This is a genomic window from Hydrogenophaga palleronii NBRC 102513, assembly GCF_001571225.1.
Lineage (GTDB): Bacteria > Pseudomonadota > Gammaproteobacteria > Burkholderiales > Burkholderiaceae_C > Hydrogenophaga > Hydrogenophaga palleronii.
On sequence record NZ_BCTJ01000060.1, the window covers coordinates 1 to 12,232 of the forward strand.

General features: G+C 66.6%; 16 protein-coding genes. 10 read left to right on the plus strand and 6 right to left on the minus strand.

The annotated features are described in order from the left end of the window. The 4 genes from HPA01S_RS21435 to HPA01S_RS21450 all read left to right on the plus strand — a co-directional run. On the plus strand, positions 1-1,171 hold a 1,171-nt coding region (locus HPA01S_RS21435; RefSeq protein WP_157085136.1), incomplete at its 5' end, for an autotransporter outer membrane beta-barrel domain-containing protein. Then, positions 1,159-2,037: an alpha/beta fold hydrolase gene (locus HPA01S_RS21440; protein WP_218005370.1), complete on the plus strand. Its 879-nt coding sequence runs from the start codon at positions 1,159-1,161 to the stop codon at positions 2,035-2,037. The genes HPA01S_RS21435 and HPA01S_RS21440, both read left to right, overlap by 13 nt. Before the next feature lie 179 nt (positions 2,038-2,216). Then, a complete protein-coding gene (locus HPA01S_RS21445) occupies positions 2,217-2,663 on the plus strand; it encodes a septal ring lytic transglycosylase RlpA family protein (protein WP_084360894.1) in 447 nt (148 codons plus the stop codon). Positions 2,664-2,832: 169 nt separating this feature from the next. Continuing rightward, complete coding sequence (locus HPA01S_RS21450) at positions 2,833-3,438, plus strand: OmpW/AlkL family protein (protein WP_066273372.1); 606 nt, start codon at positions 2,833-2,835, stop codon at positions 3,436-3,438. Positions 3,439-3,447: 9 nt separating this feature from the next. On the opposite strand, the gene HPA01S_RS21455 is transcribed toward HPA01S_RS21450, so the two are convergent. From HPA01S_RS21455 to paaA, 5 genes are all read right to left on the minus strand, one after another. Further along, a complete protein-coding gene (locus HPA01S_RS21455) occupies positions 3,448-4,557 on the minus strand; it encodes a 2Fe-2S iron-sulfur cluster-binding protein (protein WP_066273374.1) in 1,110 nt (369 codons plus the stop codon). Between the two features lie 128 nt (positions 4,558-4,685). Beyond that, positions 4,686-5,216: a 1,2-phenylacetyl-CoA epoxidase subunit PaaD gene (gene paaD, locus HPA01S_RS21460; protein WP_066273376.1), complete on the minus strand. Its 531-nt coding sequence runs from the start codon at positions 5,214-5,216 to the stop codon at positions 4,686-4,688. A gap of 12 nt (positions 5,217-5,228) precedes the next feature. Then, the gene (gene paaC / locus HPA01S_RS21465; RefSeq protein WP_066273377.1) at positions 5,229-6,080 is read right to left on the minus strand and encodes a 1,2-phenylacetyl-CoA epoxidase subunit PaaC; all 852 of its coding nucleotides are present in this window, start codon (positions 6,078-6,080) and stop codon (positions 5,229-5,231) included. Further along, a complete protein-coding gene (paaB, locus tag HPA01S_RS21470; RefSeq protein ID WP_066273379.1) occupies positions 6,080-6,376 on the minus strand; it encodes a 1,2-phenylacetyl-CoA epoxidase subunit PaaB in 297 nt (98 codons plus the stop codon). The genes paaC and paaB overlap by 1 nt, the downstream gene beginning before the upstream one ends. Next, entirely contained in the window at positions 6,373-7,389 is a 1,017-nt protein-coding gene (gene paaA / locus HPA01S_RS21475; RefSeq protein WP_066273381.1) for a 1,2-phenylacetyl-CoA epoxidase subunit PaaA, read from the minus strand. The genes paaB and paaA overlap by 4 nt, the downstream gene beginning before the upstream one ends. Positions 7,390-7,584: 195 nt before the next feature. On the opposite strand from paaA, the gene HPA01S_RS21480 reads away from it, so the two are divergent. Next, complete coding sequence (locus tag HPA01S_RS21480) at positions 7,585-8,265, plus strand: CAP domain-containing protein (protein ID WP_245638719.1); 681 nt, start codon at positions 7,585-7,587, stop codon at positions 8,263-8,265. A 22-nt stretch (positions 8,266-8,287) separates the two neighbouring features. On the opposite strand, the gene HPA01S_RS21485 is transcribed toward HPA01S_RS21480, so the two are convergent. Further along, positions 8,288-9,205, minus strand: a complete 918-nt coding sequence (locus HPA01S_RS21485) for a 23S rRNA (adenine(2030)-N(6))-methyltransferase RlmJ (RefSeq protein WP_066273383.1) — start codon at positions 9,203-9,205, stop codon at positions 8,288-8,290. A 206-nt stretch (positions 9,206-9,411) separates the two neighbouring features. Between HPA01S_RS21485 and rplM the strand changes: the two genes are divergently transcribed. The 5 genes from rplM to erpA all read left to right on the plus strand — a co-directional run bounded on the left by rplM (position 9,412) and on the right by erpA (position 11,939). After that, positions 9,412-9,843 carry a 50S ribosomal protein L13 gene (gene rplM / locus HPA01S_RS21490; RefSeq protein WP_066273385.1) on the plus strand — a complete coding sequence of 144 codons (432 nt, stop codon included), beginning with the start codon at positions 9,412-9,414 and terminating at the stop codon, positions 9,841-9,843. A gap of 12 nt (positions 9,844-9,855) precedes the next feature. Next, positions 9,856-10,248, plus strand: coding sequence for a 30S ribosomal protein S9 (gene rpsI / locus HPA01S_RS21495; RefSeq protein WP_066273386.1), 393 nt, complete (start codon positions 9,856-9,858; stop codon positions 10,246-10,248). Between the two features lie 101 nt (positions 10,249-10,349). Further along, positions 10,350-11,057 (plus strand): DUF6776 family protein, encoded by a 708-nt coding sequence (locus HPA01S_RS21500; RefSeq protein ID WP_066273388.1) that lies wholly within the window; start codon positions 10,350-10,352, stop codon positions 11,055-11,057. 30 nt (positions 11,058-11,087) lie between these two features. Continuing rightward, the gene (locus HPA01S_RS21505; RefSeq protein ID WP_066273390.1) at positions 11,088-11,486 is read left to right on the plus strand and encodes a bactofilin family protein; all 399 of its coding nucleotides are present in this window, start codon (positions 11,088-11,090) and stop codon (positions 11,484-11,486) included. An 87-nt stretch (positions 11,487-11,573) separates the two neighbouring features. After that, on the plus strand, positions 11,574-11,939 hold the full coding sequence (gene erpA, locus HPA01S_RS21510; protein WP_066273392.1) for an iron-sulfur cluster insertion protein ErpA: 366 nt from the start codon (positions 11,574-11,576) through the stop codon (positions 11,937-11,939). The last annotated feature ends 293 nt before the right edge of the window (positions 11,940-12,232 follow it).

Genomic DNA, 12,232 nt, shown 5'->3' on the forward strand with positions numbered 1-12,232 from the left:
ACCACCACCACCACCACCACCACCACCACCGCCGCCACCGCCACCAGCAGTGGCGCAGGGCATCGTGCCCGCCGTGATTTCGAACGGGCTCGACAACGGTGCGACCATCGCTGTCGTGCTCGACGGATTTATTCGTGGGGGCAGCACGGGGACCGACTGGGACACCGTGGTCACCGCACTGGGCCGTCTGCCGACCAACAGCAGCGTGACGTCTGCTGTCGGTCAGATCATGCCGTCCCTGCATGGCAACGCGGCGCTGGCTACCATGGCGCACGGGGCCAGCACCGGCACGGTCATTGAGCAGCAACGCGCCGTGATCGGGCAGTCGGGCGGCTCTGACGCCGCCGGCAAGGGCCTTTGGGTGCGCCCGGTGGGCAACTGGGTTGACCAGGACGCGGTCAACAGCGTCAGCGGCTACAAGATGGGCACCTACGGCCTCGTGGGTGGCATCCAGAGCGAGCTGGGTGCAGGCACCGCGTTGGGTCTGGGCCTGGGGTACCTCAAGAGCAAGGTCGATGGACAGGACTTCGCGAACCGCCACCGCAGCGACATCGAGAGCGTGCAACTGATCGGTTACGGCCGCTACGTGCTCAACGATGCCGGCTGGCAACTCGACTGGCAGGGTGACTACACCCGCAGCAACATTGAAGAGAAGCGCTCGATGGGCTTCATCGGCCGGACCGCACAAGCCAAGTACGACGGCGATGCCTGGCACCTGGGTGTGGGCGTGAGCCGCAGCCTCAAGGTCAACCAGCTGGTGGTCAAGCCGCTGGTGGCTCTGGACTGGCGCCAGTTCAAGAGTGATGCCTACAGCGAAACCGGTGCCGGAGCGCTCAACCTGGACGTCAACGCCCAGAAGGCGCAGGAGCTGATCCTGAAGGTGGGCGCGCAGCTGCAGGGCGATCTGAATGCCCGGACGCAATGGCTCGCCCGCGCCGCTGTGGGTTACGACCTGAAGAACCGCGACAACACCGTGACCGCCCGTTTCAGTGGCGGTGGCGTGGCCTTCACCACCGACGGTCTGCCGCACGCGCGTTCGGTCGCCGAGCTGGGCGTGGGTGTGCGCTACCGCCCGATCGAGGGCATGGAGGTCACCGCGCGTTACGACTTGCGCCTGCGCAAGGGCCTGCGTGACCAGACCGCCACCGTGCGACTGGGTTGGGCGTTCTAAGCAGCTTTCGCCCACGGCAGCGCCTGCCGCTGCGGGCGATGCTGGCCGGCGCGCTGGCCCTGCTGGCAGGCTGCGCGCTGCCTTCACCGGAGACGCGCAGCGCCAACGCTCTGGCATGGGCGGCGCAGCAGGGCTGGGCCGCTCGGCTCCTGCCCGGCCCGGTTTTCGACATCCAGGCCTTTGTGCCCGCGGGGCTGAAGCGCGTTGACCGGCTCACGGTCTACATCGAGGGCGATGGCCTGGCCTGGCTGGACAGCCACACGCCCTCGTTTGCCCCCACACCGACCGATCCGCTGGCGCTGCGCCTGGCGGTGGCCGATGCCGGCGCCCGCGCGGTCTACCTCGCCCGGCCCTGCCAGTACACGGTGGGCCCGGCGTTCAAGAGCTGCCATCCGCGTTACTGGGGCAGCCACCGTTTTGCACCCGAGCTGATCGCCGCGATGGACCAGGCGGTGGACCAACTGAAAACCGCGTACGGCGCGCATGAGCTGGTGCTGGTGGGCTATTCCGGCGGCGCGGCCGTGGCGGCCCTGCTGGCCGCGCGCCGCGGCGACGTGCGGGCGCTGGTGACGGTGGCGGGCACGCTGGACACCGCCCGTTGGGCGCAGCAGCAGCGCCTGTCGCCGCTGGACGGGTCCCTCAATCCCAGCGCCGCTGCCGCGCGCCTGGCGTCGCTGCCGCAATGGCATTTTGTCGGCGGCCAGGACAAGGTGGTACCTGCCAGTGTGTTGACGGCCTATCTCGACGCCCTGGCCGCGCAAAACCGGCACGGCGCGCCCGCACCGGTGGTGCAGCGGATGCCCGACTTTGACCACCGTTGCTGCTGGGCCCAGGCCTGGCCCGACCTGAGCCGCAGCTTCGAGTGACCGGCCGACGCTGCTGCTGCTGCTGCTGCTGCGCGACCCCGAGCGTGGGTGGGCTGCACCAGACCGTTCTGGTACAAGGCAAGCTCGTGTCCGGGTGAATGCCAGCCGGGCGATCCCATGTCCCTGGACCTTTCACACTGCCCATGAACATTGCCGCCGCCCCCGCCAGTCACTCCTCGATGAACCCTGTGCCCCGCGCCATCCGGCCCGCCCTCACGCTGCTGCTGGCCGCGGTGCTGGGGCTGGGTGGTTGTGCGACCCGAGCCTCGTCGGGCGGCGTTGCCGGGCCCGCCGTCGCCACCGCCGAACCGAGGCTGTCCGCAGGCGAGAGCGGAGAGGAGATCGGCCGTGGCCAGGCGTCCTGGTACGGCGCGCGGTTCCAGGGCCGGCGCACCGCCAGCGGCGAACCTTTCGACAAGAACGAACTCACCGCCGCCCACCCCAGCCTGCCGTTCGGCACGCGGGTGCGGGTGCGCCATGCCCGCACCGGGCAGGAGGTGACGGTGCGCATCAACGACCGCGGCCCGAGCGTGAGGGGTCGCATCATCGACCTGAGCCGCGCCGCGGCGGCCGAGATCGGCATCGTGCGCAGCGGGGTGGGGCCGGTGGTGTTGCTGCGCGACTGAGCCGCTGGCCCGCCTGGCTGGCCGGCCTGCCGTTTGACGTGGGTCAAACGGGGCGCGCCATTCCCGCCGCGTGTGGAGCCGGTTTGACGTGGCGCAACGCCACGCAGTGCCCGGTCTTCTGTAATGAGCGCGGGGATTCTCCCGAGTCAACGCATCACAGAAGACCATCATGAACACACACCGCTTTGCCCTGGCCGCCCTGGTTTCCACGGGCCTTCTCGCAACGGGCGCCGCCCTGGCGCAGGACTTCCAGGCTGGCAGCGTGCTGGTGCGCGCGCGTGCCGTGCACCTGGACAGCGCCAACAAGGACAGCACCGGCCTCGGCCTGGCCATGAACAACAAGGGGCTGCCCGAGGTGGACGCCAGCTACTTCTTCAGCAAGAACATTGCGGCCGAGCTCATCCTCACGGTGCCGCAGAAACACACGATCACTTCGAACGGCGCGGCCATCGGCACGTTGCGCCACCTGCCGCCCACGCTGACCGTGCAGTACCACTTCGACGCGCCGGGCTTCAAGCCCTACGTGGGCGCGGGCGTGAACTACACGCGCTTCAGCTCGGTGAACCTGCTGGGTGGCGTGGCGGACGTGAAGCGCAACAGCTTCGGCCCGGCGCTGCAGGTGGGCGTGGACATTCCCTTGAGCAAGCAGCTCTACCTGAACGTCGATGTGAAGAAGCTCTTCATCAAGACCGACGTGAGCGCCGGCGGCGTGAAGGTGGGCCAGTTCAAGGCCGATCCGGTGCTGGTCGGCGTGGGCCTGGGCTGGCGCTTCTGAGCGCGGGCCTCAGCGCTCGTCGTAGCTCACTACCACGCGGTCGGTGGTGGGCCGCGCCTGGCAGCTCAGCACAAAGCCCTTGTCGGTTTCCCAGGGCTCGAGCGTGAAGTTCCGCTCCATCTGCACCGCGCCTTCCAGCACCTTGGCGCGGCAGGTGCAGCACACGCCGCCGCGGCACGACCAGGGCAGGTCCAGGCCGGCGTTCAGCGCCACGTCGAGCACACGCTCGTCGCGGTTCATGCGCAGCTGGTGTGGCTTGCCGTCGAGCACCACCGTCAGCGCAACCTCGCCCTCGGCGCGGGCCGCGGGTTGACCCAGCACCACGGCCCGGCGTTGCGCGGCGGGCAGGGCGTCGAGCGTGGGTGAGCTGAAGCGTTCGGTGTGCACGCGGTCGGCGCGCACGCCGGCGTCGAGCAACGCCTTCTCGGTCGCTTCGATCATGGCCTCGGGGCCGCAGATGAAGACCTCGTCCATGCTGGCCACCGGCAGCAGCGTGCCGATGAGCGCGCGCACCTTGTCGGCGTCGATGCGGCCTTCGAGCAGCGGCACCTCCTGCGCCTGGCGCGAGAGGATGTGGATCAGCGTGAGGCGGTGTGCGTAGCGGTCCTTCAGGTCCTGCAGGGCCTCGTTGAACATCACGCTGCCCATGCGGCGGTTGCCGTAGACCAGAGTGAACTTCGAGGTGGGGGATTCTTCCAGCGTGCTGGCGATGAGCGAGAGGATGGGCGTGATGCCCGAGCCCGCCGCGAAGCCCACACGGTGCACGGCGCGTGGCTTGTGCACAGTGAAGCGGCCATCCGGTGGCATGGCCTGCAGCGTGTCGCCGGCCTTCAACGCAGTGGCGGCCCAGTTGGAGAACACGCCGCCGTCCACCGGCCGGATGCCCAGCGTGAGTTCACCGCGCTGCGTGAGCAGGCTGCGCGGGCTGCTGATGGAGTAACTGCGCCGCACGTCCTGCCCGTCGATGCGGGCGCGCACGGTGAGGAACTGGCCGGGCTCGAACGCAAAGGCGGCGCGCTGCTCGGGCGGCACGGCGAAGGTGATGGCCACCGCGCCCGCGGCCTCGGGGCTGATGCGGGCAATGGGCAGCTCGTGAAAGCGGAGGGCGGCGGTGCTCATGCAAAAACTCCAGAGTGGCGCGCGGGCGATGGCCCATCAGAAAGGTCGCGGAACCGGCTTTGCCGGGCCGCAGACCTTGTCCCCTGGAAGGGGTGACGGCCTGCAAGGCCGGCGCGGGGGTGTTCCATCTAGTAGGGCTTGAAGTAATCGAACGGTTCCAGGCAATCCAGGCAGCGGTACATCGCCTTGCAGGCGGTGGAGCCGAAGGGCGAGGTTTCGGTGGTGTGCGTGGAGCCGCATTGCGGGCAGGGCACGACGGCGCTGCGCATGGCCTGGCGGGAGAACTTCAGTGGCGCGGCCTGGTGCGTGGGTTCGCTGCCGCACTGCGGTGGCGCGATGCCGTAGGCGCGCAGCTTCTCGCGCGCGGCCTCGGTCATCCAGTCGGTGGTCCATGCCGGTGCGAGCTGGGTGACCACGCGCGCGGTGATGCCCGCGCTGGCCAGCGCGGCGCGCACGTCGTCCTCGATCTGGCCCATCGCCGGGCAACCGCTGTAGGTGGGCGTGATCACCACTTCGGGCGTGCCGTCGCCGCCGCTGCGCACGCCGCGCAGGATGCCGAGCTCGCGCAGGCTGACCACCGGAATCTCCGGGTCGGCCAGGTCCGCGAGCGCGTCCCAGACCGCGGCATGTTCGGTGTCAGCGCTGGTGGTGGCGTGCATGGCCTTGCCTCATCACCACACGGCCTGCGGGTGCGCGCGCGCCAGGCTCTGCATCTCGGCCAGCAGAAAGCCCATGTGCTCGGAGTGCACGCCGCGTTGGCCCTGGGTCACGTAGCCCTGCACCGCGGGGCGCTGCAGCGTGGCCTCGTTGAGTGTCTCGTCCAGCAACGCGCTCCAGTTGGCCTGCAGGCTTGCGACGTTCGCGCCGCTGCCGTGCTGCACCGCAGCGGTTTCGGTGTCGCTGCCGATCCAGAACTCCTGGCAATAGGGCAGCAGGTGGTTCAGCGCGGCTTGAGCACGGGCGTGTGATGCGTCCGTGCCGTCGCCGAAACGCACCAGCCAGTCGCCGGCATGGCGCAGGTGGTAACGCACCTCCTTCAACGACTTGGCCGCGATGGCCGCAAGCTGCGCATCGGCCGAGGTCTGCAGGCGGTCCCACACCAGCACCATGAGCGCGCTGTAGAGAAAGTTGCGTGTGATGGTGGTGGCGAAGTCGCGCTCGCCTGCGGCCGTGCCCGCCAGCGGGCCGTGGTGCGGTAACTCCAGCAGGGTGAAGTTGCGGAACTCCGGCGTGTCGCGGAAGTAGGCCAGGCTGTCTTCGGTCAGCGCACCGTCGGCGCTGCGTGCGCCTTGCAGATGGGCGAAGCGCGCGGCTTCGGTGCTGTCGGCATTGATCAGCGAGGCCGCGTGCTGGTAGAGCAGGCGCGCCTGCCCGAGCAGGTCCAGGCTGTTGTTGGCCAGCGCCAGGTCTTCTTCGAGGATCGGCCCATGGCCGCACCACTCGGCATTGCGTTGTCCCAGCACCAGCGCGTTGTCGGCCAGGTGCAGCAGGTAGTCGATCGGTGCGTGCACGGTGGGCGCCATCACATGTGCCCCACCGTGTCCGGGATCTCGTAGAACGTGGGGTGGCGGTACACCTTGTCGGCGGCGGGATCGAAGAAGCTGTCCTTGCTGTCGGGCTCGCTCGCGGTGATGCTGCTGGATTGCACCACCCAGATGCTCACGCCTTCCTGGCGGCGCGTGTACACATCGCGCGCCAGATGCAGCGCGTGCTGCGCATCGCTGGCGTGCAGGCTGCCGCAGTGCTTGTGTTCCAGGCCCTGCTTGCTGCGCACGAAGACTTCCCAGAGCGGCCATTCCTTGAGTGCGGGTGCGTTCATGCGGCCTCCTTCATGGCGCGTTCCTGTTGTTTGCGGGCGTGGGCCAGGGCGGCTTCGCGCACCCAGGCGCCGTCGTTCCAGGCCTTCACTCGGGTGGCCAGGCGTTCCTTGTTGCACGGGCCGTCGCCGTTGACCACGGCCCAGAACTCGTCCCAGTCGATCTCGCCATAGTCGTGGTGGCCACGTGCCGCGTTCCATTTCAGGTCGGGGTCGGGCAGGGTGACGCCGAGCACCTCGGCCTGCGGCACGGTGGCGTCAACGAACTTCTGCCGCAGGTCGTCGTTGCTGATGCGCTTGATGCCCCAGCGCATGCCCTGCACGCTGTTGGGGCTGTCGGCGTTGGGCGGGCCGAACATGGCCAGGCATTTCCACCACCAGCGGTTCACCGCGTCCTGCACCATGGCCTTCTGTTCGGCCGTGCCGGTCATCATGCTCATCAGCGACTCGAAGCCCTGGCGCTGGTGGAAGCTCTCTTCCTTGCAGACGCGGATCATGGCGCGCGCATACGGGCCGTAGCTGCAGCGGCACAGGGGGATCTGGTTCATGATGGCCGCGCCGTCCACCAGCCAGCCGATCACGCCGACGTCGGCCCAGGTGAGCGTGGGGTAGTTGAAGATCGAGCTGTACTTGGCCTTGCCGCTGTGCAGCGCGTCGAACATCTGGTCGCGGCTGGTGCCCAGGGTTTCAGCCGCGCTGTAGAGGTACAGGCCATGGCCGCCCTCGTCCTGCACCTTGGCCACCAGGATCGCCTTGCGCTTGAGACTGGGCGCTCGCGAGATCCAGTTGCCCTCGGGCAGCATGCCAACGATCTCGCTGTGCGCGTGCTGGCTGATCTGGCGCACCAACGTCTTGCGATAGGCATCGGGCATCCAGTCGCGCGGTTCGATCTTGCCGTCGGCATCGATCACGGCGTCGAAGTGAGCCTGCAACGCGGGGTCGTGCGGCACCGCCTTGAGCGCCGCGGCAGCCGCGTTCGCCGGCGCGTCCGGCACGTTGAAAGACTGGGTGTACATGGGACGTCTCCTGCACGCTCGGTGGAGTATGAAGCGCAGTATAGCCAGTTAACCGACCGATTGGTCGGTTAACTTGAGCAGGACCTTTCGTGCCTGTTTGCCGTACGCTGGCGCCGCTGGGCGGCGAAGCGCCACCGTCTACATGCCGTTACCGCGGCGCCGGTATCCGTCGGTAGAGTGCGGGCGATGCAACACATGGCCCAACCCCGTCCCCATACCCCGTTTGCCCGCCGGCTCTTGCCGCACAGCCTGTTGTGCGGCCTGCTGATGGGCTTGGCCGCCTGCGGTGGCGGCGGGGGAGGAGATGGTGGTGGCGCCGGTGATACCGGCTCCGCCGCGCCGAGCGGCGTGGTCGGGATGCCGAGCACGCCGGCAGGCGGCACAGGCACAGGCACAGGCACAGGCACAGGCACAGGCGGCCTGCTCGCGCTGGACGCCAGCACCAGCTGTGGCCTGCCGTCCTTCCGCGACAGCCTGCTGCAGCAGATCAACGCCGCTCGCGCCACGGCGCGCAGTTGCGGCGGCACGGCGATGCCGGCGGTGGCCGCGCTGAACTGGAACGACCGCCTGTTCTCGGCCGCCGCGCGCCACTCGAACGACATGGCCAGCAACAACTATTTCTCCCACACCGGCCTGGACCAGCGCAGCGCCTCCCAGCGGGTCACCGACGAGGGCTACACGTGGTCGCGGACGGGCGAAAACATCGCCGCCGGGCAGTCTTCGGTCACCACCGTGATGAATGGCTGGCTGAACAGTGCAGGCCATTGCACCAACATCATGGGCGCGGGGTATGTGGACGTTGCCGTCAGTTGCGTGCAGCGCAGCGGCACCGAGTACGGCCGCTACTGGACCATGGTGCTGGCACGGCCGCGCTGAAGCGCGCCGCCGTTGTCTCTTCTCAACCGCCCGACTCGATCGCCTGCGATTTGCCGCGCCCGCGACCCAGGTGGGTCAGCAGCTGCGGCAGCGCCTCCTGCAACACGCCCTTGAGCGTGTGCGGCGGGTTGATCACAAACATGCCGCTGGCTGTCAGGCCGGGCCGGTCTTCCGGCCCATGGCTCGGGTCCTGGCCGATCGCCAGCGTGGCGTTGAGCCAGGGTTTCTGAGCCTGGTTCGCCAGCGTGCGCAGGCGGCGCGGCAGATCGTGCGCCTCCGGCCGCGGAATCACCGGATACCAGACCAGGTAGGTGCCGGTCGGGAACCGTTTGATCAGCTCCTGTATGCAGGCACTTACTTTTCCGTAATCGCTCTTGATCTCGTAGCTGGGGTCGATCAGCACCAAGGCCCGCTTGGACCCGGTGGCCGAGGGCGGCGGCGGCAGCAGCGGTTTGACGCCCTCAAAACCATCCTGCCGCGCGACGGTGATGGCGCGGCCCGCATCGAGCTGGGCGATGTTGCCGGAGAGGCTGCGGCTGTCGGTCGGATGCAGTTCGAACAGTTTGAGCCGGTCGCGCGACTCGGTCCTCAGCAGGTGGTGCATCACGAAGGGCGAACCCGGGTAGATGCGCAAGGTGCCCGACGGGTTGAAGCTCTCGATCAGGTCAAGGTAGTCGTCGATCGCAGGCGCGGCAGCCTGTGCGGCCGGGCGGCCGGCGGCGCGGAGTGCGCCCATCAGCTTGACCACGCCGTCCTTGGCCTCGCCCCCGGTCTCGGTGTAGTCCCCGTCCAGGCGGTACAGGCCGGCGCCTGCATGGGTGTCGATCAGCGTCAGACCTGCTTCCTTCTGCATCAGGTGGCGCAGTGTGGCGATCAGGGTGATGTGTTTGAGCACGTCGGCGTGGTTGCCGGCGTGGAAGGCGTGTCGGTAGCTGAACATGCCCTGATGGTAGCCGTTTGCCCCTCCCGAACGACCCTTGGTGAGCGCTTGTTTGCCATGATCGACCGGAATTTCGTACAATCGAGGGCTTCGCAGCGATTCTGCTGGCTCCGCGGCGAAGCATTCAACCCCACCTAAGAGCGTTCCGTCAGAGAACGACCGACCGTGGAAAAGAGCCGCCAAACCAACTCTTCAAGAGAAAACTCATGACCAAAACGTTCAGCGCCAAACCCGCTGACGTGACGCACGAGTGGTTTGTGATTGACGCGACCGACAAGGTCCTCGGACGAGTAGCCAGTGAAGTTGCTCTCCGTTTGCGCGGCAAACACAAGGCCATTTACACGCCTCACGTCGATACCGGTGACTTCATCGTCATCATCAACGCAGCCAAGATCCGCGTCACGGGCAACAAGGCCCTCGACAAGGTGTACTACCGTCACTCGGGTTTCCCCGGCGGTATCTATGGCACCAACTTCCGCGACATGCAGGCCAAACACCCTGGCCGCGCGCTCGAAAAGGCCGTCAAGGGCATGCTGCCCAAGGGTCCGCTCGGCTACGCCATGATCAAGAAGCTCAAGGTGTACGGTGGTGCAGAGCATCCGCACACCGCCCAACAGCCGCAAGTGCTGGAAATCTAAAGGAGCCTTGAGATGATTGGTGAATGGAACAATGGCACCGGCCGTCGCAAATCCAGCGTCGCCCGTGTGTTTCTGAAAAAAGGCAGCGGCAAGATCACGGTCAATGGCAAGGACATTCAGGCCTACTTCGGCCGTGAAACCTCCATCATGATCGCCAAGCAGCCCCTGCTGCTGACCAACAATGCCGAGACCTTCGACATCCAGGTCAACGTGCACGGTGGTGGCGAATCCGGCCAGGCCGGTGCTGTGCGCCACGGCATCACCCGCGCCCTGATCGACTACGACGCAACGCTGAAGTCGGGCCTGTCGCAAGCCGGCTACGTGACGCGTGACGCGCGCGAAGTCGAACGTAAGAAGGTCGGTCTGCGTTCCGCACGCCGCCGCAAGCAGTTCAGCAAGCGCTAAGCACGCTGCACATGCTGCAAGAACCGCCTGCAAGTTCAAACTTGGGGCGGTTTTTGCTTTCTGGGCCCTGGTTGCTTTTGCTTGCACCTGGAAAGGATTGAATGCGCTTTCGCCTGTTGCGCAGGAGGTTGACGGTCAGTGCGCCGCGGGTGTCCGTGCGCAGCACCTTGCCGTGGCCGTTCGTCTGGTTGCTGGGCGCCGTGGTGCTCGGTTTCTCGGGCGCGCTCGCGGTCTGGGCTTTCGAGTTCGGCAAGGAGATCGCCGGCCTGGACCGCAATGCCCAGCAGGAACTGGTGCAGCTGCGCCGCGAGGTGCAGCAACTGCGCACCGATCTGAGCACCGCGCAGTCGGTGGCCAACACCTCCGACAGCCTGCTGATCACCGAACGCAGTGCGCAGGAGCAGCTGATGCTTCAGATTCGCCAGCTGCAGGCCGATAACGAACTGCTGCGCAGCGACCTCGGCTTCTTCGAGCGCCTGATTCCGGGCTCCGGCACGGACAGCCTGAGCATCCGCGGCTTGCAGGCCGAGCGTCTGTCGGACACGCAGATGAAATGGCAGGTGCTCATGATCCAGGCCAGCAAGAACGCGCCCGATTTCAAGGGGGCGCTGGAACTGACCTTCGCCGGCACGCTGGCGGGCCGTCCCTGGTCCGCGACGCAGGCGCCCGTGCCCCAGCAGGTGCTGATCAAGGGTTATCTGCGCATGGAAGGCCTGGTCGACATTCCGGCGCAGGTCGTGGTAAAAAATGTGACGGCCAAAATCCTGCAAGGCAGTTCGGTCAGGTCCATGCAATCTTTCAACCTGTAACCCGTGCGGTCCGCCGTCAGGAGAACACCCATGTTCGCGAAGAAAAAACAACCTCCCATCAAGAGCCTCGTTGCTCAGGGCACCCGCATTGAGGGCAATGTGCTGTTTCACGACGGTCTGCGCATCGATGGCGAAGTGGTGGGCGACATCCGTGCCAGCGACGAACAGCCCAGCATTCTGGTGGTGAGCGAAGTGGCGGTGGTGACCGGCCAGATCCATGCCGACCACGTGATCATCAACGGCCACGTCAAGGGTCCGGTGCTGGCGTTCGAGTTGCTGGAGCTGCAACCCAAGGCGCGCATTGAGGGCGATGTGTCCTACAAGGCCCTGGAAATGCACCAGGGGGCCACCATCTCGGGTCAGCTCAAGCCGATGGCTGGCAGCATCGAAGACAAACCCACACTGAAACTGGCGGCAAACAACAGCTGAGTGCGTGGCTGGACGATTTGAACTAGTATCAGGCCGCTTGTCAGGTGCGCTGCACCTGCCCCCACATTCCCGTTCGAGAGGTATCCCATGAGCGCCGTCGCCGAAAACATCCAGACCGACATGCCGGCCCCGCTGGTCTTCACCGACAGTGCAGCCGCCAAAGTCGCCGAGCTGGTGGCTGAAGAAGGCAATCCCGACCTGAAGCTGCGCGTGTTCGTGCAGGGTGGTGGTTGCTCCGGCTTCCAGTACGGCTTCACCTTCGATGAAATCGTCAACGAAGACGACACCACCATGACCAAAAATGGCGTGTCCCTGCTGATCGACGCGATGAGCTACCAGTACCTGGTGGGCGCAGAGATCGACTACAAGGAAGACTTGGAAGGCGCGCAGTTCGTGATCAAGAACCCCAACGCCTCGACCACCTGCGGCTGCGGGTCCAGCTTCAGCGTCTGAAGAAAAGCATTACGGCGCGCAGTCCGCGCCGATGAAAAAAAGGGAGCCCAGGGCTCCCTTTTTTGTTGCTGCGACGAATGGTGACGTGCCGGAGCGCCGGGGGGTGTCGGGCGCCAAGGCTGTCCCGCTGCCCCCCCCATGACCGCCTCTGCGCACCGCCGAAGCCGTCCTGTTCATCGCGGTTCAAGGCCGGCGTGTACACGCCCGTGCTGCACGCGAAGAGCACGGTTTCAAAGGGTTTTCCCGGATGTAAAAGTGGTGATTATTGCTGAATACGAAACATAGTGATGGGT

Bases quoted from the DNA above. Each gene is read 5' to 3' on its own strand.
- paaB (WP_066273379.1), bottom strand. From the start codon at position 6,376: ATGAACGCACCCGCACTCAAGGAATGGCCGCTCTGGGAAGTCTTCGTG.
- rpsI (WP_066273386.1), top strand. From the start codon at position 9,856: ATGATTGGTGAATGGAACAATGGCACCGGCCGTCGCAAATCCAGCGTC.
- HPA01S_RS21455 (WP_066273374.1), bottom strand. From the start codon at position 4,557: ATGAGCACCGCCGCCCTCCGCTTTCACGAGCTGCCCATTGCCCGCATC.
- HPA01S_RS21500 (WP_066273388.1), top strand. From the start codon at position 10,350: ATGCGCTTTCGCCTGTTGCGCAGGAGGTTGACGGTCAGTGCGCCGCGG.
- erpA (WP_066273392.1), top strand. From the start codon at position 11,574: ATGAGCGCCGTCGCCGAAAACATCCAGACCGACATGCCGGCCCCGCTG.
- paaA (WP_066273381.1), bottom strand. From the start codon at position 7,389: ATGTACACCCAGTCTTTCAACGTGCCGGACGCGCCGGCGAACGCGGCT.
- rplM (WP_066273385.1), top strand. From the start codon at position 9,412: ATGACCAAAACGTTCAGCGCCAAACCCGCTGACGTGACGCACGAGTGG.
- HPA01S_RS21445 (WP_084360894.1), top strand. From the start codon at position 2,217: ATGAACCCTGTGCCCCGCGCCATCCGGCCCGCCCTCACGCTGCTGCTG.
- HPA01S_RS21485 (WP_066273383.1), bottom strand. From the start codon at position 9,205: ATGTTCAGCTACCGACACGCCTTCCACGCCGGCAACCACGCCGACGTG.
- paaC (WP_066273377.1), bottom strand. From the start codon at position 6,080: ATGGCGCCCACCGTGCACGCACCGATCGACTACCTGCTGCACCTGGCC.
- HPA01S_RS21480 (WP_245638719.1), top strand. From the start codon at position 7,585: ATGGCCCAACCCCGTCCCCATACCCCGTTTGCCCGCCGGCTCTTGCCG.
- paaD (WP_066273376.1), bottom strand. From the start codon at position 5,216: ATGCACGCCACCACCAGCGCTGACACCGAACATGCCGCGGTCTGGGAC.
- HPA01S_RS21450 (WP_066273372.1), top strand. From the start codon at position 2,833: ATGAACACACACCGCTTTGCCCTGGCCGCCCTGGTTTCCACGGGCCTT.
- HPA01S_RS21505 (WP_066273390.1), top strand. From the start codon at position 11,088: ATGTTCGCGAAGAAAAAACAACCTCCCATCAAGAGCCTCGTTGCTCAG.